We start from the raw sequence: 16,896 nt of genomic DNA on the forward strand, positions 1-16,896 counted from the left end.
ATGTTAATGTCAATCCTTATTCTCATTCTATTTTCGTAACTAAAAAACAAATTTGTGTCACATACTCTTCTGTTAAACAATCACATTCTGGTCCCTTTATATAGACTTCATATGGATGACTCTCTAGTATATAGCCATTCCTTTCAACCCACTCTTCTAACGCCATATAAGCATAACCTATATAGTCATAGCTGCCATAATGCAAAGTGGTAACAATTTGATGCTGCTTTAACCTTTTTATGTCGCACTCTTGTAATACACCTTTATTATCTTCATCCATAATCGGAATTCTTAATTCTATATAGCTGCGATTTGGAATATACTCTTCATCATAAAAAACTGTAGATGGAGAACCGACTATTTGAAAGCTATTTTTTTGTACTTGTTCATATAAGTCATAAAAATAATCATCCATATCGTCTATATCTATTTGTAACTTTTGAGCAATTACTGTTATTTCATTTCTCATTCCAATTAATATATCGTAACTTCTATGGCGAGCAATATTTAGACCTTTATTCATATTTACTATTTCATTCATTTCTGAAATAACCTGTAAATTTTGTTTCACTTCATGAGATAACTCCATAATTTGAGATTGCATATGTTCAACAAACGAATCTTGATCTGCTGACTGGAGAATGATTATAATTTTTGGTAAAGGAAACTTGTACTCCCTCAGCTTTTTAATTTTTAACGCTACTTCCAGCTGCCCTTGTTCATAATATCTATATCCATTTACCGGATTCACATATGCTGGTTTTAATATCTCTTCTTTGTCATAATGCCTTAGCATCCGTGTACTCATTTTACAAATTCGTGAAAATTCAGTAATTGTATACATATAAATACCCCTTGAATACATTTTCTTATAAACTTATTCATCCCGATTGGTATGGGCTAATAATTAGAGGGGATGACCTCCTCTAATTAAAGTTTCACCTTATTAAAACCAATCAAAAATTTTTCTAATTGAAGAACTTTCACCCTGACTGCTCAATCTTTTCATTTTTGAAGGCAATAAATGACTCGGACAATACCACGTTAAACAATTCATTGCACCTCCCATAGTCGATATTTCTCCTACATGAATTTGAATGACTTGTTTTTCCGTATGCTGTTGAATATATCGTAAAACTTCCCCGTCTTTTGCTAATCCAAACTTAGGAACATAAAGGGCGTCACATGTTTCTAACATATTTATATATAAACCTTTTGCCGATGCAATTTCTTGATCATATTGCCCTTTCTCTGTATATGACGAAGGAACAACGATAAATTCAGCTTCTGGCATTTGCTCTTGAATAATCTCTTGCACATGATATCTAAATTCATTATCACCTAGAAAATCACTAATAAACATTGTGTGTTCATCAATAAATTTAACCATTCCGTCCGCGTGCGCAAGTACATCTCCTTCTTCAGCAGGAATAATAATAACCCGGCTTACATCTAAATCCCACTCTAATTGCTCAATTATTTCCTCTTCCGTCCAATCATCGTTGTCATCAAATATGCGTTCTGTTAATATAACAGTATCTTTTTTATTCCAAATAAGATTGCCACCATCCAATATTAATGGTGATTTCACATACTCAAATTCATTTTTGTTCAACCATTTATTAAATTGTTGATCTAAATATCGCCCTTGATCCTCTGGTAAATAGTTTGGGTAATATTTAAATTTAACAAGATGATTCGTTATAACTGGCGCAACATCTCTTAGCCAAATATCATCATACTCAAAGAAGTTTGTATGAAAGTCTTGCTCTTCAACAGATAAAGATATAAGTTGATCGGTAAATGATTTTTTTTCATTTAAGTATTCATTAAAGTAAATAATGTCTTCATACAATGGTTGATAATATTCATTCGATTCGTCTGGTATTGCAGTAAAAATAATGCCACTATGTTTTTGTTCCATTTTATTTACCTCGCTTTTTAATAATGATTACATAACTGATTTCAATCAGCCAACTATTCCCCAATCCATTTCTCTTTTCATTACAATTTTTGAAACGTGCACATTTCATGAATGGATTATAGCACGGAGAAATATTATATATTTATATAAAAATATATAGCTGTCGTTAAGCCGTAAAGTAACTCTTGACAAGATTTGAAAATAACGCTTTTCATACAACATTAAAAATATAATCATCATACCCAATGAATGATTAGCTGATTTTTCTATCAAGATTCATATCCATTACTTCGAGCAAACCGTTTTGATTACATAAATCTAATACATGTGTTTCTACTCCTATACAAATCCCTTCTAATGGAAGATCGTTTGGGTCCTGGCCAAATGGATCTTCAATTTCAACCCCTATTGCTTCAATCCCTATAAATGCAAAACTTATAAACGTAGTTGCAAGTACTGTAAACCATCCAAGACTATCAACAAGCCCGATCGGTAAAGTCCCGCAAAATATGAGCAGTAAAATTTTAATATGAGCAAAATATGCAAATGGGATAGGCGTTGTTTTAATACGATCACATCCACCCACAGCCGTAAGCAAATTATTCAAATCAGCTTCCATATTAATTATTACATTTGGATGAATTCGACCCGTTTTTAAACCTTTTGATAGTATAGTTTTTAACATAAAAACTATACTAATTGGTAAATGAATAGACTCCGCCAATATTTCCTTTTCCTTCTCGGAACAAATATTAAGCAATGCTTTTATTTCAGTTAGATCTTTATCGTCTCTCAAATGCCCTTTCGCTATCTTAGGAAAAGCAATTAATAAATGTAAAAATTTTAGCTTTTCCTGATCCGTCTTTTTCTCTTCAGACTCCCAATGACATAAAAAACTAACTGCTAAGTTTCTAGTAGAAGCACCAATCGTGCCAAATAACTTTCTACCTTCCCAGTACCGATCATAGGCAGTGTTCGTACGAAAAACTAACAGTAGACCTAAAGCTCCTCCAACAATTACCCAAGGAGTTTGATTAATTTTTATTTCTGCATAATAGTAATTAATCACAGTGATTACTGTTGAAATGCACATATATAATAAAATTTGTGGGAAAATATCTCTTATAACTGTTCCCTTTAATGTAAATATTCGATGTAAACTATTTTGATTATTGTAATGTACCATATTTACAAAAGCCTCTTCCCTTTTTAACTTTTTATCCTTAAAAATTACGAAAGTATACAATTAAATAGTAGAATCATAAACCCTATCATTACGAAACTGGTGAAAATTATTTCTTTCAATACTCTTACTCCTTTTTGAGCCAAAAGATATACCACTTTTAAAATTTAGACAACAAATGTTCACTATTCTAAATCACGACGCATTATTTTAGAGTTCGCAATGAATAAAGCACTAATTAATACAAGAATCGCGCAGGCGTATAACAATATATCTATTGGACTATCATGATTTATAATAATGAGACGAACGATAGCTGTTATACCTATATATATAAAATATCGTAATGGAAAATGAAAATTCATTTGAAAATACTTTATAATCATTACGATGAATTCAAAATATAAAAAGAATACGACGATACTATCGATCAAATGATAACTAGATTCCTCACCATTTAATTTCAGTTCTTGTATAAATTGAATGACTTCTTTCACAAGAAACACACTTAGAACAACCCCTAAACAAATCAAAGCTACATTTAAAATGTACTGTAGAACGATAGGGAAAAACGAAAATACTATTTTTAAGTTCTTTAACACAAACATTTTCTCCTTTTCCATATAAAGTGAAACTTTAATCAGTAGGGGGGTTGTTCACCCCCTACTGATTATTAGCCCACACTAATCGGGCGTTTATGGACAGCCCGACTCCCACCTAACTTCTTTTTTCGAGTCGAGTTTTAAGGTGAGAGTCTTACTACCCGCAAATAGCGGGATAAAACGAAAAGCGACAATACACTATACTCCGATTATCATTATATTAAAACGTTTTATTTTTACGAATAATAAAGCATGACAAAATAGGTAAAGATAGTATTTCATCTATTTTGTCTATACAGCAGTATAACGAAACTCCAAACGACTATTTCAATTGAATTGGTTGTTGTTGTGTCACACAATGAATCATACCGCCATTTTTATAAAGCTCTCTCACATCAATACCTACTACTTTACGATCCGGGTATAACTTCTGAATCGCGTCGTTTGCGATTTTATCATTTGGATCATTATAATTAGGCACCAATACCACTTTATTCCCAATATAATAATTGATATATGATCCCTTATAATCAAGAGTTTTCCCATTTTCTAAAGCAACCTTGTCTTTACTAAGTGGTAAGTATTCATACTTATACTTATTTCCTGAAGCATTTTTTGCATCTAACAATGTATCCATATCTTTGTTAGACAAACCCCATTCGGCTAGGTCGTCTTCTTTCATCGTTACAATAGTAGATTTATTATGGAATTTAGCAAATCCATCAATATGAAAGTCCGTAATATCTAAATTAGGTACTCCATCTAACCAAATAATGTTTGACACCCCAAGGTCACTTATATATTTTTCAATTTCCTTTTCCGATAAATCAGGATTTCTATTTTTATTCGTTACAGAACTTCGAGTTAATAAAGCAGTCCCATTGCTATCTAATTCAATTGCGCCACCTTCAAGGACAAATTTCCCCCAATCAATTCTTTCAATCCCTAATTGCTTACTAACGTTCTCACGAATACGAGCATCATTTTTGTAAGGTGTTTTATTCCCCCAACCATTAAATGCTGGATCTAATATTTTTAGATTTTTATCATTGTCATAAACAAAAATTGGTCCACTATCTCTTGCCCATACATCATCCGTAGGTGCTATAATGAAATCAATCTTCTCCATATTTAGCCCTTCATCTGTTAAAAGCTTATTGATTCTCTCTTTTTCTTCCTGGTCATATGCAACAATGTGGACTTTTTCACCCGTAGTTAAAGCACTTGCCATCTTAACCCAAATAGGTTCAACTTCTTTTTGATACTCTTGACCATATGTGTATTCATGTGGCCATTGTAGCCATGTACCTTCATGTTTATCTGTTTCATCCGGCATCGTGTATTTTCCAATCTTTTTCTGTACCTCTACCTTCTCATTCTCTTTCCCTTTTGCATTTTCATTTCCACCTTCATAAGAACATCCACTTATAATCGTTGTAGCTAATGTAGCTATCAAACAAAACTTCACTACTTTTTTCATTTTCTGCCCCTCCTGTTCTTGTCTTCAATAATGTAAAGCTTCACATAGTGTGAAGCTCAAGATTTTTCATCGATGTAAAAATTACCAATTATTCTCCCACGTGATAATCGTAAAATTCCAATAAAAATAGAGGGCATTCACAAAGTAACCCCCTCTATTTAACATTACTATTTTTTAACTTCCTTCATAAATTTATTCTAATCTTACTCCCTTCTCATACTTGCTTGTTCACTAAATAAAACATTATTAAATAAAAAAATCGGTATTGATCATTTCATATCAATACCGATTTTTAAACATTTATTTTTCTTCTATTAAATCATTCGCCATTTTTCTAAACTCTTGATTAAACGTATCATTCATACCATTCTGTACGTTAGAGAATAATATAACAAACGTTCGTTTATCCCAGTTAAAATTATTAAATGTGTTCCAACCAGCTAATACCCCATGATTATGATAATAGTCTGGGTAAATATAGAAACTAAATCCATATTTTCTTGCAGGTGATACAGTAAACATATCAGATAAGCCTTGCTTAGAAAGCAATTTCCCATCCATAATAGCCTCATCTAATTTTTTCATATCTTCAACAGTCGTATACATTTCACCACAACCATATAGCCAGTTCATTTTTAAGCGAGGCGCATCTATTAATTCATTATCTTTTTTCATATAACCTTCTGCTAAGAAAATATCTTCCGGTAGAGTTGCCCCCATTCCAGATTCATGCATTCCAACAGGATTAAAAATATTTTCTTTCACATATTCAGCAAGCGGTTTATTCGTAATCTTTTCGACAATATACGCTAACACCATATAATTATAATCTGTATATTTCCATCCTGTCCCTGCAGGAAATTGTAACGTTTGCGCACCAATCCACGTTACTAACTTTAAACGTGACGCTGCATCAACACTCCCTTGCCCCTGTTCTGGTAACCCGGACGTATGTGTTAACAAATTTCGTAACGTAATGTTTTTATCTGCCGGAAACGATGGAATATACTTATTGACATTGTCTTCAATATTTAATTTCCCTTTTTCTCTTAGTTGCATAATAGATATCGCAACGACTGTTTTCGTAATGGAACCGATACGATACTTCGTTCTTGGCGTTGTTAACATTTTATCTTTCACATTCGCATAGCCGTAACCTTTTCGTAAAATCACATGACCTTTGCTAGCTACTAGAACACTCCCATTAAACCCTTTATCTTTTAAATATTGATCTAGTTTTCCCGCTGCACTTTCATAGCGTTTTTTCTCGTTTATACTAACTTCTTGCTGCTCGTCCTTTTGCTTATCAATTATATTCGAAAATGCCTTTATATCATATTTTTTATCTTTCTTTGCATGTATTAGTGCAACGACACTCCCACAAAAAACAGCAAAAATAAAGAAAACGATTAACCATTTCTTTAACATAATAGGAACCCTCTTTTTCTAGTTTCACTTAACGTGCATCCATTCTATTCTATATCTTTTAATTTTCAGATATTTTATAATATTACTTGCTATTCTCTTTATTTAAATTAGATTCCTTTTTATCACATTCAACTTTCAACTACTCTCTATTGTATTTCTTTCTTAAAAAATATCCAGCATACAATCGGATGCGCCTGACTATAATTTCAATTTCTTATGTAACATTTATTACACATCATACAGAATGGAGATGTAATATGAAAAATACCGATAGACGCAATCGTTTAGATGATAGAATGTTTCATTATCGGATAACAAAGAACAATATAGTTTTCATTGAATATTACGGAAAACAAATTATGATTTTAAAAGGAAATGACGCTGAAAAATTTTTAAACAAAATAAATCATGCAAATAACGATAAAGAACAACAACTGATTATGGCTAAAATTACAGGTAATTTCAAAAGAGGAAATGAACGTAATTGAAAACGAATCTCATTTTCTTTTTTTGATTATACAGCATATTCAATAAGAAATGTCGCTCATATGGCATTTCTTTATATTTTCTTCACCAAAAATTCACATTGCTAACTTTCCTTTATTTTTTATTCTCCCTATATAAGCTGAGTACTGAAATACTTAGTAATACAACTATACACAACCACGCATACGTATACCCTTTCTGATCTACAATATACCCAAATAAGACAGGTGCAACAATAATAGCAATTTGATTTAATGTAAGAGCAAAACTCACTGTCATCCCTACAGATTCTTCACTTGCCGTTTCTGCAACTTCAATTATAAAAAGACTGAACCAGCCAATCGAAAAGAACCCTAACAATGCACTTACAACATACAAGAACTCACTCCTTATTGTATGTATATTCATTACTAACATAAGAATAAAACAGATAGAAGTACAGACCGATATAAATAAAGGGATGCGCCGGTTTCCCTTATAACACAAATCACTAACAGCTGCCAATGTAATACGGCCAATCATTCCAGAAAAGAACATAACTGAAAATACTTTTCCGGCTAAAATAGGTGTAATTGATTGTTCCATTACTAAAAAATTTATAAAATGTCCAACTAACAACATTTGTAATGAAATCATGCAAATACCAGTTATATAAATTGGATACAACGCTTTTTTATGCATCACTGATTTTAACTGCACCCAAAAAGAGGTTTTTATACGTTCTTCTTTCCCTTCCTTCCGAACACATGAATCTCGATAAAATATAGAAAATAAAAGACCACCTATTATACAAATGCTTCCTATTACATGTATCGCATAAGACAAATTATATTTTATTACAAGTAACGGAATTAATACTCCCGCTAGTACACCACCAATCGGTATACCGGCTTGCCTGATCCCCATTGCTAACCCACGATTTTCTTTTGAGAACCATTTTAGTATCACTTTACTTCCTCCCGGCTGGGAAACACTATAAAACATTCCTACTAACAAAAGGACAAAGAGTAACCCTTTAAATCCATTTACTATATTAGTCAGTAAGAGCGAACCTCCGAGTAAAAATGAACTGATAGTAATTAACCACTTTTCATTATATTGATCAAGTAGCTTCCCAACAAAAAGCATGCAAAATAGCGGTCCAATATTTACAACACTTACTAATAACCCACTCTCCATATTCGTAAGTGCGTATTCTTCCTTCCAAAATAAAGCGAAAGCTCCGACACCATACGTTATAAGTGTCGCTGTCGTTTGAGCAATCGTCGCAAAAATTAACATCATCCACTTATAAGTACTGTTCACATTCTCTTTCATTAGCATTAAGATCCCTCCATCCCCTTCCATTGTATGAAATTTTTGATATCATATAAAATAAATATTAATCATATAATCCATCAAAAAAATTGATACCTTTTTCGGAGGGATGATACGTGGACATAAAAGATTTAACTGTTTTTTACGAAGTTGCAAAAGAAAGAAATATATCTCATGCAGCAAAAAATTTAAACTATGTGCAATCTGGCGTAACGATGCGTATGAAACAACTAGAAAACGAATTAGGTGTGCCTTTATTTTATCGAAATGGAAAAGGTGTTACTTTAACTTCTAACGGCGAGATTTTATTAACATACGCAAAACAAATCATCCACTTAATGGAGCAATCTGTTAAAGCGGTCCAAAGTAATGGAACCGAACCAAAAGGCACTTTAAAAATCGGATGTACAGAATCCACAACAGCTGTTCGGATTCCTTCCATATTAGCGAACTACTATGAGAATTACCCACAAGTCGAATTAGTTTTAGAAACAAATACGACGGAACAGCTAACCCATCTCGTATTAGACCGAAAACTAGACGGAGCATTTATCGCTGGAACTACTCAGCACGCTGAACTTCGTGCAAATGTATTTCGTGAAGAAGAATTAGTTCTCATTAGCAAAAATCCTTTATCCTCTTTCCAAGACATAGGAGACATGAATTTACTTACCTTTAGTCACGGGTGCTATTATAGAAGGTTATTAGAAGACTGGCTTCAAGAAGAAGGAATTTCACCTAAACGAGTTTTAGAGTTTGGAACGATTGAAGCGATACTCGCATGTGTAAAATCAGGTATGGGCATAGCAATTATGATGAAATCTATTTTAAATGGTCATAAACATGACGTATCATTCAACCCTTTACCAAATAGCTTCAAAAAAATCCCTACTACTTTTATTACTAGAAAAGATATTTTTCACTCAGCTGCATTACAAAAATTTATGGAGATGACCCACAATGCGTGAAAAGAAAATACGTGGTATGAAACGAAAAACAAACACTATGATAAAACGAATTGAGGAATATACGAATACATTCCCTTCTACTTTCTATCATGATGAATATTGGTATATGCCTTTACCTGTTTCACAAGCTTTTATTAACTCTCAAAAAAACACCTAGGAAAGTAAAGAGATTGTGTATTCAAACTTTATTAAATCAAGCAAACCAATTATTGAAAATGAAACCGAACGACACAAATACATATCGAGTTGTAGTTATGATTTCCATTGCAGATTTATGGCGCTCTCAAATTATCATATTTAAAAACGATGACTACTTTCATACTTTTTTCCATAGAAATAGTGAATTACAAAAATGGATTCCGCTTTCAAATGAATCTGTTTTTTGGGAAAAATGGGGAATTAAAATTTGGCATACCGTCAAAACATTGCACTTTCAAGAAATCATTCATGACGAAGATGAATGCTCTAAAAAAGAGATTTGGTTTATTGGAGAATTAGCGTGAAGAATGCACTGAACTCTATTATTTGAATCTACCCTGAAACAGTAACCACTCATTTTACATCATAGAAAAAGGTATACCTAAAATATTGGTATACCTTTTTCCCTATTTATTTTCCTTTTAAAACACTATGTAACCGATCCGGATAATTTGTAAACATTCCTGTAGCACCCCATTTAATTAACAATCTCATATCTGGTTTCTCATTAATTGTATACGGATGAATAAGCAGGTGATTTTCCCTAGCCTTTTTCATATATGACTCATCAATAATTAACTCTCCATTATCATTACGTAAGTTTGGCCCAATACCGACTGCATACTTTTTAATTTCTTGAAAATCATCATGCGTTACACTTTTCGGCTCATGTGTAATGCCAGACCATTCAACAATCTCGTTGTTATCATTTGGATAATACCAAAGTAGTTGGACTAACGGAATATTTTCATTCATACTATGAATCTTTTTTAAGCTATCTTTACTAAATGATTGAATCATAACACGACTAGAAGACATGTTCTGACCTATTAAATTATATTTTTTTAATAACGCTAATAATTTCTCTTCCATTCCTGGATACACATCTGGCGATTTTGTTTCAATATAATACTTCATACTTCTTCCGTACTTCTGAAAGATTTCTTCAAGAGTCGGAACTTTTTGACCAATATACTCTTGCTTAGCCTTTTCTGGATAAGCTTTATTGAACCATGACCCTGCATCTAAACTCTTTATTTCACTTAACGTTTTATCTCGTACTTCACCTGTACCATTTGTAGTTCGATCAACTGCTGTATCATGCATTGCAATTAATTGGCCATCCTTTGTTAATTGAATATCTAACTCCAAATAATCCGCTTTCATTTTTTTCACAAGATCATAAGAAGTAAAAGTATGCTCAGGTGCATGTCCACTTGCTCCGCGATGTGCAATATTTAAAAACTTATTCGTATTCCATTCATGCTTCCCTTCTGATTTCGCATGAACAGCTCCCCCAGCAAAGATACTTCCCGTCATAAAGAAAATAACTAAAACGCTAATAATTTTTCTCATCCTTCTAACCCTTCCTACGTTGCAAATTTCAACAAGCTAATGAGATTTACACGAAATAGAAGACATACTTTCATTATTTTTATAAGCCTATATTAAAATTCCAATCTTACAAATATATTTTCTCTATGTTATTAATAAAGAAAACTATTTCATTCCTATAGCCTCCTTTTCACATGTAACTCCCTATTGTGTACGGTTCATTCAATAAAAAAAGCCATAATTTATTTAGAGGACACTCCTGTATCCCTAAATAAATTTATGGCTTTTCTCAAATATCTCCGGCCTCTATTAACTTGTCGAAATTAATCATACCAAACCTATTAAATTTTGTGAATATGATTTTTTAATAAAGTAAAACTTCAATCAACCAAGTTTTATGCATCCTCCATTGAGTATTAGTCCACACTGATCAGACTTTTATGGACAATGATTAGCTATAATGTCTTTTTGTTTTTATCAACTATTTTATTTACATAATATTATTATCTTTTATAACAACTTTCATTTTTTACAATTCTTAGTTAAAAAGTGGATAATTTATATACAACCACACTTCCTTATTTATTTGAAAATTTCATAATAAATTGTTCATAACCTCTTCAAGTACTGTGTTTATTGGAGATATAACCTCTTTCCCTGAACGCCACCCTATAAAGCCATCAGGTCTAATCAATACAGCACCTCCATTCTCTATCCCATATAATTTGCTAAAAACATCTTCTTGAGCAATAAAGTCTCCACTTAGACCAACTCGATACACTTTTATATTTATTCCTAATTTAGATGAAGCATCATGTGCAGCTTCATCCCAAGAACAATTTTCTATTCCTGTAAGTAATACAAAATTGTTACCGAATAAGTCTAGTATAGAAGCTTCTTTCCCTTCATACACCCCAAAAAAATGTGGTGCTCGCGTGCCAGGTCTTCCGTTCAACTCTACTACATCCATTCTATGCGGAGTGTTGGAGTCATCTATAATCGCCTCTGAACAATACTGATACCCAACAGTTACAGCTAAACCATCCATATTATTCAAACTGCCTTCCTCTCTATTCGCAGCACGAAATAATAAACTACTCGCATAATCCGTCGTTAATTTTGCAACAGGGTATCTCTCATCATGGTATGTTTCTAACAATTTCGGTTTTGCTTTCCCTTTTATAACAGCAGCTAACTTCCAGGCTAAATTATGCGCATCTTGTATTCCCGTATTTGAACCAAATCCTCCTGTTGGCGGCATAATATGTGCAGAATCACCAACTAAAAAAATGCGATTATCTTGAAATTTTATCGCTGTACTTTCACTCGCTTCCCACGGTAGAACACTTAATATTTCTGATTCAACATTTGTACTTCCAATTGCTGTTTGAATAATTTGTTTACAACGTTCTATATTGAAATTCTCTGGCCCCTCTCCTTTTAATGGATCGTAGGCTACATGATAAATCCATTTTTTTACGTTATCAACCGGGATGAGTGCACCAAGAACCTCCGGATGAAGTACCATAGAAAAACCGAATGCGTCTCCTTGTATAAACTCACTTAAATCAGCTTCAAAATAAATATTCATATAATAGCCACCAATGGTTCCACGACCCTCAGTTTTAATCCCTAACTGCTCACGTATTTTACTTTTCGCCCCATCTGCTGCAATTACATAATCACAATGTATGACACTCTCTTTTTCTGTTTCACGATCTCGAATCGTTGCTTTTACCCCGTTCTCATTTTGTTCAAATAAAATTAATTCATGATAAAAAGATAGTTCTCCGCCTAATGTCTTCGCTTCTTGTAACATCATTTCTTCTAAAATAATTTGATAACAAGCAGTTTGTTTTGATGCGCTAATCTCTTCTATTTTTTGAAGTAACTTTTCATCGTTTCCATACTGAGTGGCTCTCATTTTTTCCAATTCTTCCTTATTCGCCTCAGCTATTGTACGGACCGCTATTCTTCCTCGGCAATTTTCTAGTGCTTTCCCCGCCAATTTAATTCTATTTTCTAAACCTAATTCTCGAAATAACTCCATTGTACGTAAAGTAAGCCCGCCTGCTTTCGGATGAATTGCAGTAGACGGATGTCTTTCAATAAGTAAGTACCTAATATTATGTTTTGCAAGAAATAACGCAGACGCTAATCCTGATAATCCCCCTCCAACAATTAAAACTGGTACATAATTTGGTTTCATATATTTATCCTCCACATCATTGTTCTGAGCTCAGTATCATAAATATAATTCAAAATGAAATATAGACTTATATTTCATTTTGAATTATCATATAGATAGATTACGCCCCAAAATCCCTTTTACCTTTTCATACATCTATAATCCACCTGAATTGTGTGTGTATGAAAGAGTAAAACAAAAGAACTTACTTTACGTTGAGCCATGTTCTATCATAGAAATCAGAAATAATACAAAAATTATAAGCGATCATAACCTTATGGATTATATAAGGTTGCGATTGCTTATTTTATTGTTAAATCATTTTTCATTTTTAAAACTTCATCTATTGAGTTATGTAGTCCTTCCAATCCCTTTTCTATCCCTCTATAATTTTCAACAATAAAAAATTCATTCGTCTCGATTTTCTTTCCCAATATTGCAGCTCATACAACAATCATGTAGCATTACCGTATCGATGCAATGGTTCATCATCTTAAACCTTTCGACTAATTTATTGGAGGCAAAGTGATTGAAATGAATAAACAAGAACAATTAAATGTTATAAAAAAAGATTTTATTGACTCTCAAAAAGTATTATTAGCAATTGGCGATGAAACAAGGCAAGCTATTTTGTTAGTTCTCATGGAAACGGAATGTCAAACCGGATTACGTGTAGGAGAAATTACGAAGCAAACACACCTTTCCCGCCCAGCAGTATCACATCACCTTAAGATTTTACGAGAAGCTGGTATTATTTTAATGCGAAAAGAAGGCACAAAAAACTTTTATTATATTGATATACGTACAAAATTAGGTTTATTAAAAAATCTTGTGTTAGATATTGAAAAGCTATTGCACAACTTTTATTGAAATAAAGATACGGTATTTGGAGGTATAAGAAATGAGAGCAATGATAATTGATAGATATGGAAAAGTCCCAATGCGTATGACAGAGGTACCTACTCCTAAAATAAATGAGTATGAAGTGCTCGCAGAAATTCATGCAGCTAGCATTAATCCAATTGATTTTAAAATACGCGACGGAAAAGTAAAAATGTTACTGAAATATGAAATGCCCCTAATACTTGGTAATGACTTTTCCGGTGTCATCGTAAAGGTTGGGGCAAAAGTGACTAACTTTAAAGTCGGTGATGAAATATATGCACGCCCAAGAAAAAATAAGATTGGTACTTTCGCGGAGTATATAGCCATTCATGAAAATGATATAGCTTTAAAACCTAATAATTTAAGTTTTGAGGAAGCTGCTTCGATTCCACTCGTTGGCTTAACATCATATCAAGCATTACATGACATCATACAATTACAAAAAGGACAAAAGATTTTAATTCACGCTGGATCCGGTGGTGTTGGTACTTTTGCTATTCAGTTAGCAAAAATAATGGGTGCCACTGTTACAACGACTGCTAGTGAAGCTGGTGTAAATTTAGTAACGTCTCTTGGCGCAGATGAAATTATTAATTATAAAACAGAGAAATTTGAAGATATACTAAAAAATTATGATGCGGTATTTGATACAATCGGCGGTGCAACACTTGAAAAATCATTCAATATTATAAAAAGCGGAGGAAACATTGTTTCCGTTTCAGGCATGCCGAATGCTCGCTTCGGTAAAGAATTTGGTTCAGGATTCTTTAAAACTCTCTTATTTTCATTAGCCAGCAAAAAACTTACCGCACTTGAAAAAAAGCATAATGCTCAATATTCATTTTTATTTATGAAGCCAAGCGGGGATCAATTACGTACTATTGCAAACTATATTAAAGCTGGACAAATCAAACCTGTAATCGATCGAGTTTTCCCTTTTGAAGATGCTCAAAAAGCAATGGAATATTCAGAGTCTGGAAGAGCAAAAGGAAAAATAATTGTAAAAATGAAATAATAATAAAACCTCCATTTTCTTAAAATGGAGGTTTTAAATTTGCTGTTAAATAGACATTGTGCAATGAAGTCCTTACAATAGATTGCAAGGGGAAATATTATATTATACTTTTAGTTAACTTTACAAAGAATACATACGTACAAATACATATCCTAATTACAAAAGAGGAGGAGATAAAATGACTAAAAATAATGAAGCTGGTTGGAATTTAGATAATAGTTATACGACTTTACCACAATCATTCTATACAGAAATCCCCCCTACTCCCGTAAGTTCACCGGAGCTAGTTAAACTAAATCATTCACTAGCAATATCTCTCGGCTTTAATCCTGAAGAATTGAAAAAAGAAGTTGAAATTGCTATTTTCGCTGGTAATGCATTCCCTGAAGGAGCTCATCCATTAGCTCAAGCGTATGCCGGTCATCAATTCGGACATTTTAATATGTTAGGCGACGGTCGTGCCCTTTTAATTGGCGAACAAATTACTCCTTCCGGTAAACGTTTTGACATTCAACTGAAAGGTTCTGGCCCTACTCCGTATTCACGCCGCGGTGATGGTCGTGCTGCACTCGGTCCGATGCTACGTGAGTATATTATTAGTGAAGCAATGTATGCACTTGATATTCCAACTACTCGAAGTTTAGCAGTTGTCTCAACTGGCGAACCAACATATCGTGAAACAAAGTTACCTGGAGCAATTTTAACTAGGGTTGCTAGTAGCCATATACGTGTTGGCACATTTCAATATGCTGCCGCTCGTGGTTCTATCGAGGATCTTCAATCACTAGCTGACTATACGATCAAAAGGCATTATCCAGAAATTGAATCTCATGAAAATCCATATACTGCATTACTACAAGAAGTCATTAAAAGACAGGCAAGTCTTATCGCTAAATGGCAACTTGTTGGATTTATCCATGGTGTAATGAACACTGACAATATAACGATTAGTGGGGAAACGATTGATTACGGTCCTTGTGCATTTATGGACAATTACGACCAAGGAACCGTATTTAGCTCTATTGACACACAAGGCCGTTATGCATATGGAAACCAACCATATATGGCTGCTTGGGATCTCGCTCGTTTAGCTGAATCTTTAATACCTATCCTACATGAAGATGAAGAAGCAGCATTAAAGATTGCACAAGACGAAATTTCAAAATTTAGCGTACAGTATGAAAGCAATTGGTTCCTTGGAATGAAAAAGAAATTAGGACTATTTAGCAACGAGGAACAAGATCAATCACTTATTGAGCAACATTTAAAAATGATGGAGAAATATAAAGCGGATTATACAAATACCTTCCGTTCTTTAACTCTCGATACGTTAGAAAATACCCCTCTATTCGAAAGTCCAGAATTTAAAGAATGGTACGGACTATGGCAATCTCGATTAGAAAAACAAGAAGAATCAAAAGAGAACGCCTATGAGATGATGAAAAATAATAATCCGTCGATCACTCCAAGGAACCACCGTGTGGAAGAAGCATTAGAAGCAGCTGTTACAGATGGAGATTATAGCGTAATGGAGAAACTTCTTGAAGCTTTATCAAATCCTTATGCTTATTCTGCAGAGCAAGAAGAATACTGCGTTCCACCTGCGCCGACGAATCGTCCTTATCGTACTTTTTGTGGGACTTGATTGTTTAATATGTAACAAGGTGTGTTCATACCAATTGTGTGAACGCACCCTTTTTATATCCCCCACTCAACTAAAACTTTAAAATGCACATCCCCCGATGCCATTTCTTTAATCCAAAACAAATTCTACACTATTCCAATAGACTTACTCGTAAGCTTGTTAAACAAATATTGAGAAATATAAAACATCATTTCTAAATATTTTTATTTTTGATACTATATTTTATAAGAATATTCAAAAAG

The 16,896-nt window shown here is 33.2% G+C and carries 14 protein-coding genes and 1 pseudogene; 6 read left to right on the plus strand and 9 right to left on the minus strand.

Annotation, left to right across the window (positions count from 1 at the left end; all coding sequences use genetic code 11):
• Positions 1–22: 22 nt before the first annotated feature.
• The 6 genes from ACUN26_RS13875 to ACUN26_RS13900 all read right to left on the minus strand — a co-directional run bounded on the left by ACUN26_RS13875 (position 23) and on the right by ACUN26_RS13900 (position 6,617).
• Positions 23–844, minus strand: a complete 822-nt coding sequence (locus tag ACUN26_RS13875) for a MerR family transcriptional regulator (protein WP_000288096.1) — start codon at positions 842–844, stop codon at positions 23–25.
• Between the two features lie 102 nt (positions 845–946).
• Positions 947–1,924 carry an agmatine deiminase family protein gene (locus tag ACUN26_RS13880; protein ID WP_000435611.1) on the minus strand — a complete coding sequence of 326 codons (978 nt, stop codon included), beginning with the start codon at positions 1,922–1,924 and terminating at the stop codon, positions 947–949.
• A 253-nt stretch (positions 1,925–2,177) separates the two neighbouring features.
• On the minus strand, positions 2,178–3,110 hold the full coding sequence (locus ACUN26_RS13885; protein WP_000233830.1) for a bestrophin family protein: 933 nt from the start codon (positions 3,108–3,110) through the stop codon (positions 2,178–2,180).
• Between the two features lie 182 nt (positions 3,111–3,292).
• Positions 3,293–3,709, minus strand: coding sequence for a phosphate-starvation-inducible protein PsiE (gene psiE / locus ACUN26_RS13890; RefSeq protein ID WP_000916784.1), 417 nt, complete (start codon positions 3,707–3,709; stop codon positions 3,293–3,295).
• A gap of 322 nt (positions 3,710–4,031) precedes the next feature.
• A complete protein-coding gene (locus tag ACUN26_RS13895; protein WP_000758193.1) occupies positions 4,032–5,189 on the minus strand; it encodes an agmatine deiminase family protein in 1,158 nt (385 codons plus the stop codon).
• A 300-nt stretch (positions 5,190–5,489) separates the two neighbouring features.
• Positions 5,490–6,617, minus strand: a complete 1,128-nt coding sequence (locus ACUN26_RS13900; RefSeq protein WP_000915197.1) for a serine hydrolase domain-containing protein — start codon at positions 6,615–6,617, stop codon at positions 5,490–5,492.
• 257 nt (positions 6,618–6,874) lie between these two features.
• Between ACUN26_RS13900 and ACUN26_RS13905 the strand changes: the two genes are divergently transcribed.
• Positions 6,875–7,105, plus strand: coding sequence for a hypothetical protein (locus ACUN26_RS13905; RefSeq protein ID WP_000798811.1), 231 nt, complete (start codon positions 6,875–6,877; stop codon positions 7,103–7,105).
• Between the two features lie 112 nt (positions 7,106–7,217).
• Here the strand turns inward: ACUN26_RS13905 and ACUN26_RS13910 are convergent, their stop codons facing one another.
• A complete protein-coding gene (locus tag ACUN26_RS13910) occupies positions 7,218–8,450 on the minus strand; it encodes an MFS transporter (protein WP_002039244.1) in 1,233 nt (410 codons plus the stop codon).
• Between the two features lie 86 nt (positions 8,451–8,536).
• Between ACUN26_RS13910 and ACUN26_RS13915 the strand changes: the two genes are divergently transcribed.
• Together ACUN26_RS13915 and ACUN26_RS13920 are read left to right on the plus strand one after the other, a co-directional pair.
• Positions 8,537–9,388 (plus strand): LysR family transcriptional regulator, encoded by an 852-nt coding sequence (locus tag ACUN26_RS13915; RefSeq protein ID WP_000351717.1) that lies wholly within the window; start codon positions 8,537–8,539, stop codon positions 9,386–9,388.
• Positions 9,381–9,891: pseudogene (locus tag ACUN26_RS13920) on the plus strand (DUF3916 domain-containing protein). Before ACUN26_RS13915 ends, ACUN26_RS13920 begins: the two are co-directional and overlap by 8 nt.
• Before the next feature lie 106 nt (positions 9,892–9,997).
• Here the strand turns inward: ACUN26_RS13920 and ACUN26_RS13925 are convergent.
• Both ACUN26_RS13925 and ACUN26_RS13930 read right to left on the minus strand, forming a co-directional pair.
• Positions 9,998–10,942: a glycerophosphodiester phosphodiesterase gene (locus ACUN26_RS13925; protein WP_001226355.1), complete on the minus strand. Its 945-nt coding sequence runs from the start codon at positions 10,940–10,942 to the stop codon at positions 9,998–10,000.
• A 574-nt stretch (positions 10,943–11,516) separates the two neighbouring features.
• Complete coding sequence (locus ACUN26_RS13930) at positions 11,517–13,130, minus strand: FAD-dependent oxidoreductase (RefSeq protein WP_000804117.1); 1,614 nt, start codon at positions 13,128–13,130, stop codon at positions 11,517–11,519.
• Between the two features lie 504 nt (positions 13,131–13,634).
• Here ACUN26_RS13930 and ACUN26_RS13935 point away from each other — a divergent pair.
• The 3 genes from ACUN26_RS13935 to ACUN26_RS13945 all read left to right on the plus strand — a co-directional run bounded on the left by ACUN26_RS13935 (position 13,635) and on the right by ACUN26_RS13945 (position 16,654).
• Entirely contained in the window at positions 13,635–13,979 is a 345-nt protein-coding gene (locus ACUN26_RS13935; RefSeq protein ID WP_000571879.1) for an ArsR/SmtB family transcription factor, read from the plus strand.
• 31 nt (positions 13,980–14,010) lie between these two features.
• Positions 14,011–15,009 carry an NADP-dependent oxidoreductase gene (locus ACUN26_RS13940; RefSeq protein WP_001202456.1) on the plus strand — a complete coding sequence of 333 codons (999 nt, stop codon included), beginning with the start codon at positions 14,011–14,013 and terminating at the stop codon, positions 15,007–15,009.
• A gap of 178 nt (positions 15,010–15,187) precedes the next feature.
• Complete coding sequence (locus ACUN26_RS13945) at positions 15,188–16,654, plus strand: protein adenylyltransferase SelO (RefSeq protein ID WP_000164897.1); 1,467 nt, start codon at positions 15,188–15,190, stop codon at positions 16,652–16,654.
• Positions 16,655–16,896: the final 242 nt, after the last annotated feature.

The sequence above is a fragment of the Bacillus sp. WC2503 genome, assembly GCF_052682895.1.

Coding starts and splice junctions, on each gene's coding strand:
- ACUN26_RS13880 (WP_000435611.1), bottom strand. CDS start 1,924: ATGGAACAAAAACATAGTGGCATTATTTTTACTGCAATACCAGACGAA.
- ACUN26_RS13930 (WP_000804117.1), bottom strand. CDS start 13,130: ATGAAACCAAATTATGTACCAGTTTTAATTGTTGGAGGGGGATTATCA.
- ACUN26_RS13940 (WP_001202456.1), top strand. CDS start 14,011: ATGAGAGCAATGATAATTGATAGATATGGAAAAGTCCCAATGCGTATG.
- ACUN26_RS13905 (WP_000798811.1), top strand. CDS start 6,875: ATGAAAAATACCGATAGACGCAATCGTTTAGATGATAGAATGTTTCAT.
- ACUN26_RS13925 (WP_001226355.1), bottom strand. CDS start 10,942: ATGAGAAAAATTATTAGCGTTTTAGTTATTTTCTTTATGACGGGAAGT.
- ACUN26_RS13875 (WP_000288096.1), bottom strand. CDS start 844: ATGTATACAATTACTGAATTTTCACGAATTTGTAAAATGAGTACACGG.
- ACUN26_RS13885 (WP_000233830.1), bottom strand. CDS start 3,110: ATGGTACATTACAATAATCAAAATAGTTTACATCGAATATTTACATTA.
- ACUN26_RS13945 (WP_000164897.1), top strand. CDS start 15,188: ATGACTAAAAATAATGAAGCTGGTTGGAATTTAGATAATAGTTATACG.
- ACUN26_RS13910 (WP_002039244.1), bottom strand. CDS start 8,450: ATGGAAGGGGATGGAGGGATCTTAATGCTAATGAAAGAGAATGTGAAC.
- ACUN26_RS13900 (WP_000915197.1), bottom strand. CDS start 6,617: ATGTTAAAGAAATGGTTAATCGTTTTCTTTATTTTTGCTGTTTTTTGT.
- ACUN26_RS13895 (WP_000758193.1), bottom strand. CDS start 5,189: ATGAAAAAAGTAGTGAAGTTTTGTTTGATAGCTACATTAGCTACAACG.